Origin of the sequence: Carboxylicivirga mesophila (assembly GCF_018271975.1) — a bacterium.
GTDB classification, from domain to species: Bacteria; Bacteroidota; Bacteroidia; order Bacteroidales; family Marinilabiliaceae; genus Carboxylicivirga; species Carboxylicivirga mesophila.
Genome location: NZ_JAGUCN010000014.1, coordinates 1 through 21,069 on the forward strand (window position 1 = coordinate 1; position 21,069 = coordinate 21,069).

19 protein-coding genes and 3 tRNA genes are annotated in these 21,069 nt (G+C 40.7%); 6 read left to right on the forward strand and 16 right to left on the reverse strand.

The genetic code is table 11. The features are described 5' to 3' along the window. Positions 1 to 150: 150 nt before the first annotated feature. From KEM09_RS12635 to KEM09_RS12685, 11 genes are all read right to left on the reverse strand, one after another. The gene (locus tag KEM09_RS12635; RefSeq protein ID WP_212228800.1) at positions 151 to 882 is read right to left on the reverse strand and encodes a hypothetical protein; all 732 of its coding nucleotides are present in this window, start codon (positions 880 to 882) and stop codon (positions 151 to 153) included. Between the two features lie 56 nt (positions 883 to 938). After that, positions 939 to 1,361 (reverse strand): response regulator, encoded by a 423-nt coding sequence (locus tag KEM09_RS12640; RefSeq protein ID WP_212228801.1) that lies wholly within the window; start codon positions 1,359 to 1,361, stop codon positions 939 to 941. A gap of 100 nt (positions 1,362 to 1,461) precedes the next feature. Next, entirely contained in the window at positions 1,462 to 2,112 is a 651-nt protein-coding gene (locus tag KEM09_RS12645; protein WP_212228802.1) for a response regulator transcription factor, read from the reverse strand. A gap of 11 nt (positions 2,113 to 2,123) precedes the next feature. After that, on the reverse strand, positions 2,124 to 3,698 hold the full coding sequence (locus KEM09_RS12650; RefSeq protein ID WP_212228803.1) for a sensor histidine kinase: 1,575 nt from the start codon (positions 3,696 to 3,698) through the stop codon (positions 2,124 to 2,126). A 188-nt stretch (positions 3,699 to 3,886) separates the two neighbouring features. Next, a tRNA-Pro gene (locus KEM09_RS12655) sits at positions 3,887 to 3,961 on the reverse strand. Positions 3,962 to 4,021: 60 nt separating this feature from the next. Beyond that, positions 4,022 to 4,096, reverse strand: a tRNA-Pro gene (locus KEM09_RS12660). A gap of 14 nt (positions 4,097 to 4,110) precedes the next feature. Next, positions 4,111 to 4,197 (reverse strand) — tRNA-Ser (locus tag KEM09_RS12665). A 212-nt stretch (positions 4,198 to 4,409) separates the two neighbouring features. Beyond that, a complete protein-coding gene (gene floA, locus KEM09_RS12670; RefSeq protein ID WP_212228805.1) occupies positions 4,410 to 5,393 on the reverse strand; it encodes a flotillin-like protein FloA in 984 nt (327 codons plus the stop codon). Then, positions 5,394 to 5,864: an NfeD family protein gene (locus KEM09_RS12675; protein ID WP_212228807.1), complete on the reverse strand. Its 471-nt coding sequence runs from the start codon at positions 5,862 to 5,864 to the stop codon at positions 5,394 to 5,396. Between the two features lie 4 nt (positions 5,865 to 5,868). Further along, a complete protein-coding gene (locus KEM09_RS12680) occupies positions 5,869 to 6,144 on the reverse strand; it encodes an ATP-dependent Clp protease adaptor ClpS (RefSeq protein WP_212192975.1) in 276 nt (91 codons plus the stop codon). A gap of 51 nt (positions 6,145 to 6,195) precedes the next feature. Then, positions 6,196 to 8,661 (reverse strand): PD40 domain-containing protein, encoded by a 2,466-nt coding sequence (locus KEM09_RS12685; protein ID WP_212228809.1) that lies wholly within the window; start codon positions 8,659 to 8,661, stop codon positions 6,196 to 6,198. Positions 8,662 to 8,943: 282 nt separating this feature from the next. Between KEM09_RS12685 and bcp the strand changes: the two genes are divergently transcribed. Both bcp and recA read left to right on the forward strand, forming a co-directional pair. Then, complete coding sequence (gene bcp, locus KEM09_RS12690; protein WP_212228811.1) at positions 8,944 to 9,402, forward strand: thioredoxin-dependent thiol peroxidase; 459 nt, start codon at positions 8,944 to 8,946, stop codon at positions 9,400 to 9,402. A 41-nt stretch (positions 9,403 to 9,443) separates the two neighbouring features. Then, entirely contained in the window at positions 9,444 to 10,460 is a 1,017-nt protein-coding gene (recA, locus tag KEM09_RS12695; RefSeq protein WP_212228813.1) for a recombinase RecA, read from the forward strand. 50 nt (positions 10,461 to 10,510) lie between these two features. Here the strand turns inward: recA and KEM09_RS12700 are convergent, their stop codons facing one another. Beyond that, positions 10,511 to 10,975 carry a hypothetical protein gene (locus tag KEM09_RS12700; protein WP_212228815.1) on the reverse strand — a complete coding sequence of 155 codons (465 nt, stop codon included), beginning with the start codon at positions 10,973 to 10,975 and terminating at the stop codon, positions 10,511 to 10,513. Positions 10,976 to 11,037: 62 nt separating this feature from the next. Next, positions 11,038 to 11,397 (reverse strand): hypothetical protein, encoded by a 360-nt coding sequence (locus KEM09_RS12705; RefSeq protein WP_212228817.1) that lies wholly within the window; start codon positions 11,395 to 11,397, stop codon positions 11,038 to 11,040. Between the two features lie 150 nt (positions 11,398 to 11,547). Here KEM09_RS12705 and KEM09_RS12710 point away from each other — a divergent pair, with 150 nt between their 5' ends. After that, positions 11,548 to 12,702, forward strand: a complete 1,155-nt coding sequence (locus KEM09_RS12710; RefSeq protein WP_212228819.1) for a metallophosphoesterase — start codon at positions 11,548 to 11,550, stop codon at positions 12,700 to 12,702. 1 nt (position 12,703) lies between these two features. Here the strand turns inward: KEM09_RS12710 and KEM09_RS12715 are convergent, their stop codons facing one another. Further along, entirely contained in the window at positions 12,704 to 13,210 is a 507-nt protein-coding gene (locus KEM09_RS12715; RefSeq protein ID WP_212228821.1) for a hypothetical protein, read from the reverse strand. 279 nt (positions 13,211 to 13,489) lie between these two features. On the opposite strand from KEM09_RS12715, the gene KEM09_RS12720 reads away from it, so the two are divergent. Then, positions 13,490 to 15,901: a TonB-dependent receptor gene (locus tag KEM09_RS12720; protein WP_212228823.1), complete on the forward strand. Its 2,412-nt coding sequence runs from the start codon at positions 13,490 to 13,492 to the stop codon at positions 15,899 to 15,901. Between the two features lie 416 nt (positions 15,902 to 16,317). Further along, the gene (locus KEM09_RS12725; RefSeq protein WP_212228825.1) at positions 16,318 to 17,958 is read left to right on the forward strand and encodes a DEAD/DEAH box helicase; all 1,641 of its coding nucleotides are present in this window, start codon (positions 16,318 to 16,320) and stop codon (positions 17,956 to 17,958) included. Between the two features lie 70 nt (positions 17,959 to 18,028). On the opposite strand, the gene KEM09_RS12730 is transcribed toward KEM09_RS12725, so the two are convergent. Both KEM09_RS12730 and KEM09_RS12735 read right to left on the reverse strand, forming a co-directional pair. Further along, complete coding sequence (locus KEM09_RS12730) at positions 18,029 to 18,868, reverse strand: DUF6599 family protein (protein WP_212228826.1); 840 nt, start codon at positions 18,866 to 18,868, stop codon at positions 18,029 to 18,031. An 84-nt stretch (positions 18,869 to 18,952) separates the two neighbouring features. Further along, on the reverse strand, positions 18,953 to 20,143 hold the full coding sequence (locus tag KEM09_RS12735) for an aldo/keto reductase (protein WP_212228827.1): 1,191 nt from the start codon (positions 20,141 to 20,143) through the stop codon (positions 18,953 to 18,955). Between the two features lie 204 nt (positions 20,144 to 20,347). On the opposite strand from KEM09_RS12735, the gene KEM09_RS12740 reads away from it, so the two are divergent. After that, positions 20,348 to 21,055, forward strand: a complete 708-nt coding sequence (locus tag KEM09_RS12740) for an SDR family NAD(P)-dependent oxidoreductase (RefSeq protein WP_212228828.1) — start codon at positions 20,348 to 20,350, stop codon at positions 21,053 to 21,055. The last annotated feature ends 14 nt before the right edge of the window (positions 21,056 to 21,069 follow it).

The window sequence follows — 21,069 nt, forward strand, 5'->3', positions numbered from 1 at the left end:
ACTAAATTTCAAAATGACAAAGAACGTTTTAGGCTTAATGAGCCAAATTTGTTTAATCATTAATAACGTCCCAATTTTAATGGGACACTAGTGACTCAACTATTATTATTCCCTTATTAATAAATCATAACTCTAACTACATCAGGCATCTTAGAGCGATACCGTCGCCACCATAAAAACACTTTCGGCATGCGGATTAACGGCAAACATGAGTGTGAATGGAAATTCGATGTGCTCATTAATCCTTAATTGACGCTCTGCTGTTACTCCCACATTTACAAATGCAGCCTTAGTTGCATATAAGCTTTCAACTGGTGTAAACCCGGCAAAAACTTTCATCTGATTATCTTGAATCAAGAAACGATACTGCGGCTCAAAATAAGCCGAGTAGTATGATCGATTGCTTTCATCTTTATCATCTCCATATATGAAAACCCCGGCTTCGAGGGAAAATGAACTTTCCATTATATCCCACCACTCAGCAATTAGTTCTACTGCATGGGTTGTGGTGGTATTAGACCAGTCAAAATACTGATGCGAAACATCCAGGGAGTCTATGGAACTAAAATAATCGTAGATAGTCAGACGTTTATTATCATGCTCTATCGATAAGTACACATCAATTTCCTGATAGGGTTCTTTGGCAAATGAATACGAACCCCAAGCACCTAAAGTAACCATCCCCTTATTAAGCTCCAGGTATGGTTGAAATGCCGGTGAAGCACTAAGCAACATACCTCTCCAATAAAACCTTGTTGTTAAATCACCACCTAAATATACCTCTGCCTTTCCTGACTTTTCCTGTGCACAAACATGATTCAATTGGAGCAAAAGCATTGCTATACTCACTGCACAGTGAATAGGTTTAAATATCTTCGACATGTTAAATTAATTAATAGATTCCCCTTTTTACTGCTATTTCCCGGTCTATAGCAGACTTATAAAATATTTCTTAATACTAACTCTTTGGGAAATGCCAACTCATTCTTCAGAACGGCATTTAGCACATTTGCCAAATCTTCGACAATGGTGTGCTTTAAAACGTACCCCCGGAAACCAGCCTCCACCAGTTCTCTTAGGCATACCATATCATTATTTTGCGTAATAGCAACCAGCTTAATATCAGGCAATATACAGTTAATCTGTTTCCCGGCATCTACGCCATTAACGATTGGCATGCTCATATCCATTATAATTAAATCGGCTTGTGCCAGATAAGGATATTCAATCACATCTTTTACATCGCTGAGTATAGCTAAAACCTCATATTGAGGCATATGACTTAAGAGAAACTGCAAACTTTGCCCAAAAGCCTCACAATCGTCTACAATAATCACCTTAAAGATTGTTGCTGCATTCATATGCGTGTAAACGCATATGTACATCTTGAGTTGCGTATATATCCCTACATGTGGAAAGGGTTTTTACTATATCTTTGATAGGGTTTTCCCTATTGTGGAATCAGATTTTAACTATGTGATGCTTGATAGCCCAAACGATTAAACCAGCATTGTTTCGAGATCCTGTTTTTCTCAGAAGTTTTGTTTTTTGACTTTCAATGGCTTTAACGCTTAGAAACAATGCCTCGGCCAGCTCCTTATTGGTGTAACCTTTGCATATTAATGTTAAAAGTTGTTGTTCACTTTCATGTAATTCACCTGCCTCATAACGTAGTACCTTTTCTTCTTCTCGTTCGGATTTGAGACTAGATGCCACCGCCTTTAAAAACTCATCAGAAAAATAAGTCTGCCCTTCATTCACCAGGCGGATAGCATGGGCCAGCTCTTCTACGCTCATATCTTTAAGCACAAATCCTTTTGCCCCCTTTACAAATGCCTCCTTGAAGTAGTTGACATCATGATGCATGGACAGCATAATAATCTGATGATCCGGCTGAATCTGCAAGGCCTTGCCAAGTGCATCCAGCCCATTTAATTGCGGCATATTAATATCTACCAATGATACATCATAGTGTTGACTACCAAAACTGTTCAGCCATTCAACGCCATTATCAAATTCGGCCACTACCTGCATGTCCTCCACTTGATTAATAAACATTTTTATTCCCTCGCGAACCATTACATGATCTTCAACTATGGCAATACGTATCATTAGTATACATTTTAATGCTTGAAAGCTATTTCAACATACACACCAGCTCCTGCACCAGTGTTAAAACTTATTTTACCTCCAATCGTTTCAATTCTATTGGTAATATTGGACAAGCCAAAGCCATTCTGTTTAACTTGGTCAATGTCAAATCCTACACCATTGTCAATATAGGAAACTACTAGTCCACCATCATCATTCTTAATAGCTATCTTAATTTCAGTTGGTGAACCATACTTTATAGAGTTATTGATTAGCTCAATGAGCGCTCTATAAACGGCCAGCTCAATGAGGGAATCACGAAAGGATAACTCATCTACATCTATAAGAAACTGAATACTTGTGATTGGCTGTATATGGTTAACAAACGATTCAACAGCCCTTGCTAATCCATACTTTTGTAATATTTGAGGCGTCACATTGTTAATGGTGTTTCTTAACTCCTTTAAAGCTCCATTTAACAATTCGTTTAGTTTTTCACTTAACATTTCTTTATCTGCATCAACAGTATGATTAGTCAGGCTATGAGCATATATTTTTGCAGCAGAAAGTAAAGGACCTACTCCATCGTGTAGCTCCTGGGCAATCCGCTTGTTTTCTTTTTCTTCAGCCTTCATCATTGTTTCAACAATAAGGCGTCGCTTCCTCTTTCGCTCAGTTAAATCAATAAATGCACAAATAGCCACATCACCCAGAAATGTGTGATTCACTTCTGCACTTTTTACCTCTCCACTTTTTGTAAGAAAATCGTTGTATTCGATTGGCAACTGCAATTGTTCTCGAAAACCATTTTTTATCTGTCTTTGCGAATTTGCTTCAATTTCTATTCTTTTAGCAGGATCAGGATACACTTGTCTAAACCAATCTTCGATATACGGTATTTCTTCGGCGTCAAAGCCAAAATATTGATAGAATGCCTCGTTAAAATAGCTTATTCGCTTATCAACTGTTAATGCAGCTACCGGAATTGGTAAATTATCCAACGTGTAGTTGAACTTTTTAAAGCTATCATGTTGCTCTTTCACTTTATACTGATAAGCTATAAACGTTTTTCGAATAGCATATCCTCCAATAGCCATCACCACTATTGTCAGGATAAAATCAGCCAGCCACACCATTTTACTTCGAACCAGTAATTGAGGAGAAACGTCATACTGCAACTGACCCGTTGTATACAAATGCATATATATGAAAAAGTAGACCACCAAAACGATATTAATACCAATGGCCCACCATCGATTATAGTAAAAGATAGATAAGCCAAAAATGAGTATCATAAAATACTGTCCACCTCCAAAGAAACCATACCGGTAGATGCTATAAAGGTTGCCGAATATGAGCACAAAAAGCAGAAAGAGTGTTTTTACGCGAATGGGTATTTTGGATTTAAAAACAACTACTACCACCAATCCGAGTAAGACAATTGAATTAAGTACAAATGCCAGCACAGGAGACTCTTCAAAATACAGGTTATAAGCATATAGGGGACCCAGCAGAAGAGTTATTGTCAGATATGAAAAATCAATAATATCTCCTTTAACCGTATTAAATGAATTAACAACTCCTTTAAACGTGTAATCAATCCCCAAAACCTTATCCTTTTAATAATGATGTATTCTCAGGCTTACTAACGTTATTTTTCCAATAAGGTTATAGAATTTTGAACTGCTCGCTAACTTATGCCTAGACCCACAATTTGGATGTGGTCCTAAAGATGCCTTTTGTAATATGAGGGTACAAAAAAGGGATAAGTATAAAACTTATCCCTTGTATTTTGTCGGGGTACCAGGATTCGAACCTGGGACCCCCTGGTCCCAAACCAGGTGCGCTAACCGGACTGCGCTACACCCCGAATCAATAAACTTAAAACTCAAAATAAAAGAGCTAAACATTATTTAGCTCTTGAAAGTTGTCGGGGTACCAGGATTCGAACCTGGGACCCCCTGGTCCCAAACCAGGTGCGCTAACCGGACTGCGCTACACCCCGAAACTAAATTTGAGCGGAGGGAGGGGGATTCGAACCCCCGGTACGGTTACCCGTACGCCAGTTTAGCAAACTGGTGGTTTCAGCCACTCACCCATCTCTCCTTTTTCTTCTCTTTCTTTAAAGAGAAACAACCGCTCTGTCTTCTCTATCCCTCGTCCCCTTTGCGATTGCGATTGCAAAAGTAGCAAATAGAATTAAACCTCCAAAATTAAAATGAAAAAAATCTACACAAAATATCATCGCTTTTTTGTTCGGCTCTTCTAACTAATTATCGATCAAAAAAAAAGCTACCCGAAGGTAGCTGTAAAAAAAGTTAATCTTTTTTCGGAGGCTTACCGCCAGGCTTGGCGATTGAGTCTCTCATGGCCGTGTCAGCCTCAATATTTTTATACTTGAGGTAATCCATTACACCTAAATTACCATTACGAAAAGCTTCCGCCAGCGCCTTAGGTACGTCAGCTTCTGCTTCTATTACCTTAGCTCGTGCTTCCTGAGCCTTGGCTTTCATTTCCTGCTCTAATGCTACTGCCATAGCTCTGCGCTCTTCTGCTTTGGCCTGAGCAATATTTTTATCAGCTTCTGCCTGATCAATCTGTAAGCCTGCACCAATGTTTTTACCTATATCAATATCGGCGATATCAATGGATAAAATTTCGAAAGCAGTACCTGCGTCTAATCCTTTTTCTAAAACCACCTTAGAGATCGAGTCCGGATTTTCCAACACGGCTTTATGCGATACTGAAGAACCGATAGAAGATACAATGCCTTCTCCTACACGTGCTAATACGGTCTCCTCTCCGGCTCCACCAACCAACTGCTTAATACTGGCACGAACCGTTACACGAGCCTTAGCAATCAACTGAATACCATCTTTAGCTACTGCAGCTACCGGAGGTGTATCAATCACCTTTGGATTAACCGACATTTGCACCGCCTCAAATACATCGCGACCGGCCAAATCGATGGCAGTAGCCATTTGGAAATTCAAGTCAATATTTGCTTTGGCTGCTGATACCAATGCATGCACCACACTCTCAACATGACCACCAGCCAGATAGTGTGCTTCCAGTTCATCGCGTTTTATTTCCGATAATCCGGCTTTTGATGCTTCAATCAAAGCACGTACAATAATGCCTGGAGGCACCTTACGTATACGCATCAGCACCAGCTGAATTAGCGAGATACGAACACCCGATACCAAGGCTGAGAACCATAGTAATATTGGCACATAATAAAGAAATAGAAATACAACGACTATAATCGCTGCAATTAAGAAAATAGGAGCTAAACCTGCCATTTAAGTATTTTTTGGTTTGACAATTATATAGGTTTTAAAAACTTCTTTTACGGTCACCGGTGAGTTTTCATCAATGAAATGACCAGGACATCTGCCCTCAAGTACTTCACCATTGATCATTACCTTACCAATAGGATTGAGACGGGTAATTGTCACTCCTTCATCTCCTGCATGGATTGTATCTTCACCTACGGTTTCCACCTTACCATCAACCTGCGAATGCAACATCAGGCGATTCCATGTTTTAGACCTGAAGGAGAGAACCAGTATGATTATTCCGGCAAATAATGTACTCACTAAGGCAATATTTCCGTAGGTATTACCATACCCCTGATAGGCCAGAAAGATACCTCCGGCCGTAAATATAAAACCGCCGATACCCGCAAAAGTAACGCCCGGAAATACAAAGAATTCTAAAATAAGCAGAAACAAGCCCAGGAGGATGATCAAGATAATAACAAGTGCTGACATAGGATTAATCTATTGTAACCAGTAAACGTTGTTCTGAGAGTTGTTCTTTCAAAAGGATTAAATCGTCCATGTTGCCCAATTTTATCTGGCATGAACCAGTATAGTGCGTTAAAAAAGCACATTGTTCGGCCTGAATGGCATCATGCTGACACACTTCGCATAGCACATCAATAACATGATCAAACGAGTTAATATCATCATTGTGCAAGGTCAAGGTACGAACTTCATTGCCGTTGCCTTCTCTGTTATGCTCCTCGCTACGTTTACTAAATGAAACCATACATTAAAAGTTTCTATAAATTAACCATATTTTTTTGTGAAATACTAATTTCTACTTTTTGAGTTCTTCGGTCAGGTTAATTTGCTTCCCATCTTTAAACACCACAATAAATGCCCCGGGAAAACCAGATGATTGCACCTGGTCAATATCTTTTTGTGCGTCAGTGTATGATGGGTATTCTCCTGCAAAATATTTGGTTAAACCTTTTGAAGGGATTTCCACCTTTGAGATAGGCGGTATTTTGGATACAGCGGCTGCATCAGGCTCATTTCTAAATACGCCAATCTGTATTTTATAAATCAATTGATTGGCACTTTCTTTCTTAAAGGCTTCCTCAACCACCTTTGCCGGTGCCTTTGTTTCCTCTGCTGTGCCCTGCAACTCCTGATATGTTTTTGGCACATGCCTTTCAACTTCCTCTCCCACTTTTACATCCTCACCCCTAACAACATTGGTATATGTTATGAGACTTTGCTCCTGAATGGAAACAGCTGTACGTTTAACGGCTCCTGATTTTTCATAACCATTCAAATCGTAGCCCTTAATTGGATCAATCAGCTCCATGGCCTCCTTATAGTATTCTCTGCTACCCGCCTGGGCTTCTTCCATAAAAGAAAGATCATCAACAGTATTTGCAATAAGTGTCTCTCTCAACTTATTACTATAAATTTTATACTTACTATCAAGTGACTCGTGATAGAGCTTTAATGCCGTTTCCTTAAGTTCATTGGCTTTATCAACATTGACTCTTGCCTGCCCTTCCTCTTCCAAAGAATCTTTTTGTCGTAATACGGCAATGACAGACTCTGCCTCATCAGTGGCATCATTAGCCATCTCCAATAGCTTTGAAGACTCAAGGTTAAGGATATTACCCCATATATAGAGTGAATCGGCATGGTGAAGCTGCTTAATTTCTTCAGTCGAGAACAATAAACTATACATCTTCTCCAGCTCTTCTAATTGCCTGGCAAATTCTTCATCGGTATAAAAGGTATATTCCTCAGGTATTAATATATCCTGAAGTTTCTTGTCATCAGCCCCATTTTTTTTGACATGCACTGAAGATGAGTATGTTCCTGCAGCTACCCGTTTTTTTATCTCTTCAATCTCGGTTAGACGGGCCTGGTAAAAACTGCTCTCTATTGAATCATCCAAGCCGTATACTTTCTTTTCAAGACTAAGAATATCATTCACCAACATAGCCCTTTCATCGTCTGAATTGGTGCGGGCATATGCCTGTCTCTTTTGGCGCATCAAAGCTGAAAGGCTATCTTTTTGATGTTGCAGTTCCATGGCCTCGGTAAACGTAGCCTTGGCATCAGCACTTTTAAAATGGTCCAATTGGGTATACTCGAGGGTATCGGCCACCATAAAACGAAATGCCGGCTGCTTTGACGCATTAACATCCGATTGTTTAGCTTCTCCGTTTACTCCATAGGTATATGATTCAGAGGATAGTGACAATTCAGCTTCTGAACGCACCTGGTTGATGTCCTCAACAAAATTCTTAACCACCGTATCATCCCATTTGATGGTATACACAATCAGGGTCGAATCATTGGTTTCGCGGTTAGAGGCAAACCAAGCCACACTATTGAATTCATCAGCCACAAATAAAAAGTCATCCTTTGGCGAGTTAAATGGAATACCCATGTTAACAGGCTGTGAAAACGATTTACTTTCAGCATCGTAATTGGCCTTATATAAATCATAACCACCTAAACCTCCTTCACGATTCGATGAAAAGAAGATGGTTGAGCCATCAATCAAAAGAAAAGGATGCCGTTCGTTAAATTCTGAACTGATTCCATCCAATTCCAGGCTTTCGCTCCATCCATCCAGCAGTTTCTCCATTTTATAAATCCCTTCGCCTTTATCTTCCTTCGTCATGGTAAAATAGACCTCATCTCCACGTTCAGTGAGATACAAAATACCTTTGGGGTCCAGACCAGATTCAAAAAACGACTCATTATGCATCACCTTACCCACATCTTTGGCTGGATGATAAGCATTCAAGAAATCCTCTGCCGGAACGGTATCGCGCTGATAAACCGTTAACGAAAATATTTTGGCCGACTGCTGCAGGCCATATTCACACTCTTGCTGATACTTAATGGCCTTCTCATTTCGTATATCGGAAGCAGAAGCATATTTGAGGAATCGCGCATATTGTTTTCCAGCTTCATCAAACTGGTAACTCAGCTGATAGGCACGTCCCAGGTAGTAAAACGCATCTCTGCTAACGCCTTTTAAAGCAGCATATTTCAAGCGCTTTACAGCCTGCGAAATATCATTATTATTTTGCAGCAGGCAAATGCCATAATAGTAGTTGTGCTTTAAATCCCGTTCATTACGTTTTAATAAAGCAGCGTAGGCTTTTTCAGCTTCAGCATAGTCGCCATCTTTAAATAGAGCAAGCGCTTCCTGCGCGGAATATGTCCTATCCTGAGCCATGCTCATTTGCAATGAACCTGCTATAAAAATAAATACTAGTATGAGTGACCTTAAATTATACATTCAGTTATTTTCTTACATGTGGATTAAACTTCAAAATTAAACAATACCGCCAAAATAGCTAAATGCCCAACGAATTTATTAGCCTGAGCAGGTCTTACTGCCTCGTACTCAAAATTATCAACAACTAAATCAAATACCAGGCAAAGCAAGCCTATGATAAGCATTGTTGCTGTTAATAACTTTTGAACCATGCATCCTGCTAATCGTTGTTTAATAAATATATTTGTAAATTAGGAATCATGAAAAAGTCTTTTTCCTATTCCACTCTAAAACAATAAAGTAATGCTTAAAGAAGGAGACAAAGCTCCCATTTTCAAAGGGATTAACCAAGACGAGAAAGAAATCAGTTTGACTGATTTTTCTGGTAAAAAAGTCATCTTGTATTTCTACCCAAAGGACAACACGCCCGGTTGTACGGCTGAATCGTGCAATTTAAGCGACAATTATGAAGACTTAACCTCTAAAGGATTTGAGGTGGTTGGCGTAAGCCCGGATAGTGCAGGATCGCACCAGCGATTTATTGCCAAGCATAATCTGCGCTTTAATTTAATAGCCGATACCGAAAAGGATATCCTTCAGCAATATGATGCCTGGGGACTTAAAAAGATGTACGGCAAAGAATACATGGGTGTATTACGCAAAACCTTCATCATCGATGAAAACGGGGTGATCATCAAAATATTTGAAAAGGTAAAGACGAAAGATCACACAAATCAGATTCTGGAAGCGCTAAGCCTTTAACAATCAACCCCTAATAGAAGAAACAGCTTAAAATCAATATAATGGCAGAAAAAAAAGAAAACAATGTAAACAAAGAAAAGCTGAAAGCCCTTCAGCTGACCATGGACAAGATTGACAAGACCTATGGCAAAGGTACCATCATGAAGATGGACGACACAGCCATTGAGGAAGTTCCTGTTATTTCAACCGGCTCCATTGCACTTAACCAGGCTTTGGGTGTGGGCGGTTTCCCTCGCGGCCGTATCATTGAAATATATGGTCCTGAGTCATCTGGTAAAACTACTTTGGCTATTCACGCTATCGCTGAAGCTCAAAAAGCCGGGGGTATTGCTGCCTTTATTGATGCCGAGCACGCTTTTGACCGTTTCTATGCCGAAAAACTGGGCGTTGATCTGGAAAGCCTTTTGATTTCGCAACCTGACAATGGCGAACAAGCACTGGAAATTGCTGATCAGTTGATTCGCTCTTCGGCCATTGATATCATTGTTATTGACTCGGTTGCTGCTCTTACACCTAAAGCTGAGATTGAAGGCGATATGGGAGATTCACGCATGGGGTTACAGGCCCGCCTGATGTCACAAGCCCTGCGTAAGCTAACCTCAACCATTAACAAAACCAACACCACGTGTATCTTCATCAACCAGTTGCGCGAAAAAATTGGTGTAATGTTTGGTAACCCAGAGACCACTACAGGTGGTAATGCGCTTAAATTCTACGCTTCTGTCCGTTTAGATATCCGCAGAGTGACTCAAATTAAAGATGGTGAAAATGTAGTAGGCAGCCACACCCGTGTTAAAGTGGTGAAAAACAAAGTGGCACCTCCATTTAAAAAGGCTGAATTCGAGATTCGCTATGGCGAAGGTATCTCACGCGTTGGTGAAATTCTTGACATGAGCGTTGAGCTGGATATTGTCAAGAAAAGTGGTTCGTGGTTTAGCTATGGCGAAACCAAACTAGGACAAGGCCGTGAAGCCGTTAAGGAAGTTATCAAAGATAATCCTGAGCTGGCTGATGAGCTGGAACAAAAAATCACAGAGGCCATCAAAGCTACCAAATAACAAAAAGGCGAGCAATGCTCGCCTTTCTTATATCTTCTTTGTCATAAGCTCTATGGCTCTACCACTTTTAGCGAGTAATGCACGTCAACTTTATAGTTTTCAGGAAACTTAGGCATCAACAGCCATTTGCGATTCTCGTACACTTTACCGGGCCGCTGAATCTGCGCATTCCCAAATGAAGCAAAATACACATCTATACGTTTTGCCTGATCATTGCGCAACACTTCCACCTTAGTTGTTTTAATAGCTGTTTCACCATTTCGCACATATTGACTACATACAACCACACTCTTTTTTTCAAAGTTGATTTTGCCAAAATCGACACTTTCGCATTTCGCATTATATTTCAGCGGAATCTTTTTAAGGTCATCAATACTTTGGGCAACTTCAAAGTTGTTAATCTGCAAACACAGTAAAGGATCGAGCTTTACCTCTTTATAAACAACTGGTGTTTGAGCCACGGCGGCGTTTAAAAAGCAAAGCAGATAAATAACCTGACAATAGATTTTTTTCATTTTCTAAGGTATGTTTTCGGATTTAACACCATAAACATAAGCTTTTCGGAGAAAATAGAAAACTACTCGACAGCCAATTCTTTCCTATAACGTTTTTGTTTTCGAATAAAGAGTACTACAAACAGCGTTTTAATAATAATCCCTGTAGACAAAAACCAGGCATACAGATGCATTAATTGCTCCGTTTTTCTTAAGTATACTGCAGTAAAAATCAGCATCAAGCCAAGCGCCAGCAACAGCATCTCGCTACCCAATTTAACCTGCCCCGAACGGACTCCCAAAACCAGGTAGAGTATCTTCATGGTTCCACCAACGCCAAAGCAAATCGCTGCCCATGGTCCTTCAACGCCAAATATTTTAAAAATAATACCTAGCAGAATGAGTGTGCCTCCTGCCATTATTAAATACTTAATCTTATCCATAGTTTGTAATTAATGATTACCTCCTATCAAACAGTCGCCAAATTAAATGGTTCATTCTAACATTTTGCATGTTTAGACTGTTATTTTTCTAATACAAAACCATTGCAACTTATATTTGAGCAAGTTTAACAAACCAAAGAACTAATCTCTATGAAGAATTACGGCTTCCTGATTTTTATAAGTATCATACTAAGCATTCACTTTCTGGTTAACTATTACATTTATCACAGAGGGATACAATGGCTTGAAACAATGCCGGCTTTCAAAACAGCTTTCAGGATAACGATGCTGATATTAGTAATTGCCTATCCTGCCGGACGTTTTCTTGAAAGAATTTGGTACTCACCTGTCTCCAACACACTGCACTGGATTGGAGCATTCTGGTTTGCAGGCATGCTGTATTTTACATTGCTGCTATTTGCCACTGATATTATTAGGATGGCCAACTACATTATTCACTTTTTACCAAAAGTTGGTACACCAGCCTATCTGAATCTGAAATTATACACAGGCATAACCATTACTGCAATAGGATTATTGGTGATACTAGGTGGCTTTATTAATGCCTGGAGCCCTAAAATAAGCAGACACCAACTCACAATCAACAAAACAGCTAATGGTGCAAAAGAGCTGAAGATAGTAGCTGCATCAGATATTCACCTGGGCACAATAATAGGTCCCAGAAAAACCCGCAAGCTGGTTGAAACTATCAACAGCCTGAAGCCAGATATTATTCTACTGGCAGGCGATGTGGTAGATGAAGATGTAATGCCCGTTATTAAGCAAAACCTGGGCGAAAGTTTAAAGCAACTACAAGCACCCATGGGTGTATATGCATCAACTGGTAATCACGAATACATAGGCGGAGCTGAGCGCTCTGTAAAATACCTGGAAGAACATGGCATAAACGTTTTGCGTGATACGTCGGTATTCATCAATAATCAGTTTTATATTATTGGCCGCGAAGACCGCGATAAAAATCGCACTGCACAAGCTCGCCTTGAGATAAATGAACTCATTGCTCAACTTGATCAAACTAAACCTCTGATAATGCTGGACCACCAGCCCTATAACCTGGATCTGCCTACGCAATCGGGCATTGACTTACAAATATCAGGACATACGCACCACGGCCAATTATGGCCCTTTGGCTACATTACCAATCGAATATTTGAACTTAGCCGGGGCTATTTAAAAAAACAGGACAGCCACTTTATTGTCAGCACTGGTTTTGGCACCTGGGGCCCGCCTGTGCGAACCGGTAATCGACCCGAAATACTGGAAATCAATGTAAATTTCAAGTAGACTATTCGACCTGAGTTGTTAAGCGCAAATTGGCAATAAAATCATCTAACTGTCCTGCCTGCATGTGCTTTTCAACTTCTTTCAGTTCCTTGGTCATTTTTATTTTATTGGCTGTATTAGCACAATACTCAACCACGTTCTTCAAAGCATCAAGCTGCAGTTCTCGTAAGCCCCCCTGTTGATCATGGTTCAGGTAGTTAAGCGCAAAATAGGCCATATAAATATCGCCTACTTCCGTATCCTTTTCAATGAGCCCATTGATTAAGTAATTATCAGAATGATTAGCCTCCAGCCATTTTCTTACGAAGCTGCTGGCATTCTGACGCTGACTATCTTTTTTATTGTAGCGTACACCAGTTAAATAACAACAACATTCCATGGCGGCTTCAGCTGCTTCTGTGGACTGCTCCTCATCTTCTACATCAATTGCTTTTAAATAGGAAAAATCTTGTGCGCTGGCAAGAATGCAAACAAACAATACTGTACAAATAAACAATATACGTTTCATTATCAACTTCAATTTTTATTAGATTTAGTTAATCATTAAGCTATTACGACAATATGGATGAACGTTTGTTATATTTTGACAAATTGCTTCTGTAAAACGACTAACCGTTATTACAGCCTGATTAAACACAACAACAAGTTTGTAATGAGCACAATATAAACACATTGATAAATAGATAACAGATACAGCTATTTATCAGCTAAAATTTGCCCGACAAAAACTCTATATTTGCACAATATTTGCTGTAAAAGCGGCCATTAACCCAAATAATAAGTTCGAATGTATCGATTCTACATACTTGCATTTTTTAATATTATTACCCTTTTTGCTTCTGCTCAAACACTACAGGTGAGAGACAAGCAAACACATCAGCCACTTGAATTAGTCACTGTATTTTCTCAGGCCCCTCAGGTTAATACCATCACCAACATGAAAGGGCAGTGTGACTTTAGTGAATTCGAAGGACTTAATAGCATCATTTTCAGACTTATTGGTTATGAAACTATTGAATTAAGCTACGACGAACTCCAGCAGGCTGGCTTCAAACTATACATGGAACAAACCGAACTGTCGTTGGATGAAGTGGTTGTTTCGGCTACTAAATGGAAACAGGGCCGACGAGAAACACCAGCTAAAATATCAGTTCTCAAACCCAAGGAGGTAAACTTTCTGAACCCACAGACAGCTGCTGACCTGGTTGAAATGACAGGTGATGTGTATGTTCAAAAAAGTCAAATGGGTGGCGGAAGCCCTATGATAAGAGGTTTTGCTACAAACCGGGTGTTAATTGCAGTAGATGGAGTGCGCATGAATAATGCCATCTTCCGAAGTGGAAATATTCAGAACATTATATCACTCGATCCGTTTGCCACCAACAGAGCTGAAGTGATATTTGGACCAGGTTCAGTAATTTATGGCAGTGATGCTATTGGTGGTGTTATGGGCTTTTATACCTTCGAACCTATTTTATCGCATGAGGATGAAGAGCAGCTGGTAAAAGCCAATGCTATTACGCGCTACTCTTCAGCTAATCATGAAAAAACAGGCCATATTGATTTAAACCTTGGATTTAACAAACTGGCTTCATTTACCTCCATCAGTTATTCTGATTTTGATGATTTAAAGATGGGAAGTAATGGCCCTGACGATTATTTACGTCCGGAATATGTCAAACGCATCAATGGTGAAGATATTATCATTAAGAATAATGATGACCGGGTACAAACACCAAGTGGCTACAATCAGCTCAATCTGATGCAAAAATTCAAATACATGCCAAATGAGCGCTGGCTGGTCAACTATGGTTTTCACTACTCTCAATCATCTGATGTACCGCGTTATGATCGTTTAATCATGTATAGTGAAGATGAATTAAAATATGGTGATTGGTATTACGGTCCTCAAAAATGGATGATGAACAACCTGAATATTCAGCATTCGGCCAGCAATCAGTATTTCGATCACCTGCAATTAATTATTGCCCATCAACATTTCGAAGAAAGCAGACATAACCGGAAAATACATAAAGACGACATAACCAGAAGAACAGAAAAAGTAAATGCATTCAGCATCAATCTGGATTTTGAAAAACACTGGGACAGTGGACATAAGCTATTCTACGGTAGCGAATTGATAACCAATAAAATTGGCTCTGAAGGTCTTGAAGAAAACTTATCTGACGGTACTACCAGTGCAGCATCCACGCGCTACCCCGACGGCTCAACCTGGCTATCGGCAGCCCTTTACTGCAATTACCTGATGCATATGAGTGAGAAAACAAATGTTCAGGCTGGCTTACGATATAATACTGTGCATATAGATGCTGAGTTTGACAACGCTTTCTACGATTTCCCCTTTACCGGCACATCGGTTGACAATGGGGCATTAACAGGTAGCCTGGGTATCGTTCATAATCCGAATAACAGCTGGCAGTTAAGCAGCTCATTATCCACCGGTTTCAGAGCTCCCAACATTGATGATGTAGGAAAAGTTTTTGATTCGGAGCCTGGTGCTGTTGTGGTACCCAACCCAAATCTTAAACCCGAATATGCTATTAACGGAGAAATTGGTGCAGCCGTTGTTGTAGCGAAAAAATGGAAACTGGACATGGCAGCCTATTACACGCACCTTACAAATGCTATGGTACGCCACGACTACCAGCTAAACAATGCTGATAGCATCATGTACGATCATGAATTAAGCCAGGTGCAAGCCATTCAGAATGCTGCTAAAGCCTATGTTTATGGACTCCAGTTGGGTGTTGAATACAAATGGAAAAGTGGTATCAGTGCCTCTTCACGTTTTAACTATCAAGTAGGTGAAGAGGAGCTGGAGGATGGAACATATTCGCCACTGCGCCATGCTGCACCATGGTTTGGCAATACGCATGTAAGCTACGAAAAACAAAGAATCAAGGTAGATATTTACGTACATTACAACGGCGAAATTAGTTTTAGCAACATGCCTGAGTCTGAAGCTGGAAAAGATTATCTATATGCAAAAGATGCCAATGGCAATCCCTATTCACCTGGTTGGACTACACTAAACATTAAAGCCCAATATGCCTTAAAGCAGTACGCTACCATAACTGCCGGCATCGAAAATATTACTGATGAGCGTTTTAAAACCTATTCTTCAGGTATTGCTGCTCCAGGGCGTAATTTTATTCTTTCGTTAAAAGTGGCATTGTAGTTATAGACATCAGCCTATAGTTGAACTTAAATTATACTACCCGGCTACTGTCAGAGGTGTCCTTATTTGAGGCTTTAGTCATTGATTGCCAGTTATCAATCAACACTTTACCAACTCTACAATGATTCAACTTCTCAACTCTTCAACTAATAAGCTATCTTCAAATCTTCAATCAGGTAGTTGAGCAGTTAGACCATTCAATCCATTCAATAAAATACAACCCCATAACGTTAATTAATCACAAATAATCCATTAAGTAATATTGAATACTGCTGATATTCGAAAAAACGCTCTATCTTTGCCGCTCATTAAAAATAAGGACCACTCCGGTCACTTTCGGTAGCACATCGTGGCATATTTGCTAACTCTGGGTAACAGCTGCAAGAACGTGGTAGCGGGTGGATAAAGAGCAAATTATGCAAACATTTAAAGAAACAGGACTTCCTGAGGAAATCCTAAGTGCCATTGGTGAGCTTGGCTACGAAACACCAACACCTATTCAAAGCAAAACCATTCCTGAAATCCTTAACTACGGTAATGACCTGATAGCACTGGCGCAAACAGGAACTGGTAAAACAGGTGCATTTGGCTTACCGGTTATTCCACAAATCGAACGTGCCGACAAAAATGTGCAGGCGCTGATTTTGTGTCCAACACGTGAGCTTTGCCTGCAAATAACACAGGATTTAAAAGCTTATGCGAAAAACTACAGAGACCTTTACATTACGCCGGTTTATGGTGGAGCTGATATTCGCACGCAAATTAAATCATTAAAGCGAGGTACACACATTGTAGTTGGTACTCCAGGGCGTATGAACGACCTAATCAACCGCAACGCCATACAATTGGGCGATGTGCGCTGGTTAATATTAGACGAAGCTGATGAAATGCTTAACATGGGTTTTAAAGATGACCTGGAAAGCATCATGGCTCAAACACCTGAGTGGCGTCAGACTTTATTATTCTCTGCAACTATGCCACCTGAGATTGCTCGCATGTCGAAAAACTACATGCAGGAGCCGGTTGAGATTAGTGTAGGTAAGAAAAACCAGGGAGCCGAAAAAGTAGACCACCATTTTTATATGGTGCAGGCACATGACCGTTACCGTGCTTTGAAACGCATTGTAGATGTGACACCTGATGTATATGGTATTATCTTCTGCCGTACACGACAAGAAACCAAAGACATTGCTGATAAACTAATGGCTGATGGCTACAATGCCGATGCCTTACATGGCGACCTGTCGCAGGCACAGCGTGATTTGGTGATGCACCGCTTCCGAAAAAAACACCTGCAACTATTAGTAGCTACAGACGTGGCTGCCCGTGGTATTGATGTAAATGATCTGACGCATGTTATCAACTATAACCTGCCCGATGATATTGAGGTGTATATACACCGAAGTGGCCGAACAGGTCGTGCCGGTAAAGAAGGTATCTCGGTATCAATTATTCACTCACGCGAGATGCACCGCATCAAGGCCATTGAAAAGATTGCCAAGAAAACCTTCGTGCGCAAGATGGTTCCAAAGGCCGATGAGATCTGTGAAAAGCAGCTTTTCCACTTCCTTGAGCGTGTAGCTCAAACCGAACTGGAGGAGACATCGCCTGTTAATGCCGTGCTTCCGGCTGTGTATGAAAAGCTGGCAGCCATCGATAAAGAAGAGTTGATTAAGCAATTTGTAGCAGCTGAATTCAATCGCTTCATGGAGTATTATAAAGATGCTCCCGACTTAAATATTTACAAGGAAGAAGGCGGAAGAGCCGGTAAGCGCGACCGCGGAGGCGTTAAATTCAGCCGTTTGTTCCTGAATATTGGTAAAACTGATAAGCTGACTTCTGGTGAGGTGATTGGCCTTATCAACAGCAATATGAAAGGCATTACTGTTAAAATTGGTAAGATAGAGCTCTTACGTAACTTCTCGTTTGTTGAAGTGGATAAAGAATATGAGCAGGAGCTGATTAATAAGCTGAACAAAACGAAACTGAAAGGTAAAAAAGTGAGCCTTGAAGTGGCTTCACCTAAGCCTGCACGCAGAAAGAATAAAAGACGATAGTCTGCTGACAGACATTATAAAAGCCGCATTTCTAAATGAGATGCGGCTTTCTTTATTAAGTCTGTTCTGATTAATTTTCCAGCAAGGCATTGAGCAGTTCGGCATGAGTCGCTGGCGCCTTCGAGTCAATAATGCCAGCAATAATACCTTTTTGATAACTTATCCTCAGCTTACCAAGGTAGGGATCATCAAAATCATAAGTTTTCTCTTTCAACTTTTTCTTATACTTCATTCGCTCAAAGTACTTATTCATGATGGCCTGACACGTATCTTCCGAGCCGGTGTAAATGAATAAGCGAAAGCTCTCTCCTGCCATCGAATAGTTGACCGTACAAACCCCATTAAAGCCTGTAAGCCCCATGAAATTCTCAGGCATGTAACGTTCGCTTAAATCCACTTTACCTTTAGGTGGAAATAAAGCAAATTCAGCCGGCAACTCACAGCTACTGCAAATAGCATTGGCAATAGTTTTAGCAAATGCTAGAAATTCATCAGCCGGTACCTCAGGTCTGCTATTATAAACCTTAACGTAGTAATCATCTGCCAGAAAAAAGACAGCGCCTCCTTCCATAAAGCCCTGCGCCCCTATCGCCTGCAGCTTAACCCCCTGGGGACGTTCCTCAGAGTAAATCCCAAAAGCCTTTAGCTTATTTCCGTGACGATACAATTCGAGGGTCAGCATTTGGTCGGCTTCATTTTTATAATCCACCACCCACAAATCCTGAAAATCATACCCCAGGTAAAAATCTGATGCGCCATTAATATAGTCATACAAGTTATCCTGCGAATAGTATTGCTTCTCCCCTTCAATTGTCCATCCTTCAATACCTGTGAATTTCGTTGGGTACTCTTGTGCAACGACCGTGCTGCTCAATAAAATCAGAGCTAAAATTAATTTGTTGATTTGCATATGTGCTTATTTGTTGATTGGTTCTTTCAACTTATACTTCATATCCGGTGCCAGCTTATATTATACAACTACTGACTACTATCTTTAAACTATAAATTCGTCCGGCACATCCATCAGTCGGCTAACTGCCTTTACTTTATCGCCCACCGCAAATTGTTTCACACAGCTAACTGCACAATCGCTGCAATCGGAGCAAGGATCATTTACAAGGCCCATATTGGCCAACAACTCTTTGGCTTTTCCCATATCGCGGTAGCCATAAGTGTACATGTAAGAACGCATTATTTCCGGAATTGGCAAATTCTTATGACACTGACCATCGCACTGGTTACAGGCATTACAATACAATCCCGCATAGTCGCGGGCAAACTCAAGGTCTCTTTCCTCCTCTTTGGTCAGTTTGAGCTTTTCCATAATACCCCAGCTCTCTTCCAGCTGATCAATAGTTGCTACACTAGGTATGGATGTACATATGTTTTCATTTTGCATGGCCCACTTTAAAGCAGCTTTAGTGTTCACTGCTTTTGTCTTATCCTTATCAAGAAAACCACCAGCCATGGTTTTCATGGCCACAAAGCCTAAACCTTTGGCAGCTCCCTCGGCAATGGCAGCATTTAGCTCTTTGATATGATCCTGCTTAAAGTTATAGGCCGTTAGCACCACATCGTATATACCAGCTTCAATAGCCGCCCGTATCACTTCTGGCTCATTTTTATGCGTTGAAACGCCCAGAAACTTGCACTTACCTTGCTCTTTGGCCTTTTTAATGGCTTTTAGCACCTCAGGGTGTTGCACAGCCTGCTTAGTGGATACGGCATGGACATACAATAAGTCTACCGACTCCACTTGGAGACGCTCCAGACTGGTGTCAAACATCTTCAGAAAATTCTCAGCAGTACAACCTTCGCCCACTAAGCCGGTTTGACGATCCATATCGTCGGGCACTACCTTGGTAACAGTAAAGAGCTGGCTTAAGTCCTGTCCTTTAAGTGCCTCTCCCAACATGGTTTCATTCTTCCCTTTCTGGTATACATGTGCCGTATCAAAGTGCCTTACACCTAATGTTAATCCGGCCTTTATCATGGTAGCATCTTTCATGGCACCCATGCTTACAATCGGTAACTTAACACCTGTTCTGCCTAGTGTTCTGTAAATAATTTTATCGTCTTTTTTGGCTTTGGCCTCTGAAGCCTGGGGTAATAAAGTAGCTCCTGCCAGTCCCGCAGCGGTCACTTTCAAAAAATGACGGCGGTTGTTCTTGTTGGTTCTATTCATGACAATGGGTTTTGTAAAGGAAAATGTAAATTAGTTAAAAATGCGGGGAGTACGAAGATTATCTACCAAAGCCATAAGTATTTAGAAAGATTCTTAACAACTTTCACTATTCAAAACAATATGGTATCGAACTGATAAAAGATTGATTTAACCACTGGGATGCACGATATTGTTATAAGAACAGTATCTGAAAAAACAAAAAACATGCACATTCTAATCACAGGAACCAGTTCAGGAATCGGACACGGATTGGCCCAGGAATTTCTGGCCAGAGGTGCAAAAGTTTGGGGCATTAGCCGCCGTATAGCCGATGACCTCAATGGAGAAGCAAATTTTCATCATATTCAGCTGGATTTAACGAATCATGCTGCCTTATTGCAACAACTTCCGGCATTTATAAGCGACACCAAGCGGTTTGACATGGTCATACTCAATGCTGGTGTACTGGGGCCGGTTAAGTGGATGAGCGAGGTGGATATTGTTGCTATGCAACAAGTGATGGATACCAACCTGTGGTCCAATAAAGTCTTGCTCGACCTGCTGTTTGAGCTGGGCAAGGATATCCGACAGGTAGTAGGCATGTCAAGTAAAGCCTCACTACGAAGCACACCCGGCTGGGGCCCCTACTCCTTATCCAAAGCAGCCCTTAACATGCTGATGAACATTTACGCCAAAGAACACACCAGTACCCATTTTATTGCCTTTGCTCCGGGACTGGTGGATAGTGAAATACAGGAAACCATCTGGAACATAAAGGCAACAGATAAATACCCGGCCGTTAAACGTTTGCAGGAAGCACGATATACCGAGGATATGCCCGACTCACGCGCTGCTGCCTCCAATCTTATTCGAGGTATTGAGAAATGCCGGGAGCTTGAAAGCGGATCGTTTGCCGACGTGCGCGAACTGTAGCTACCCCAGGCTGT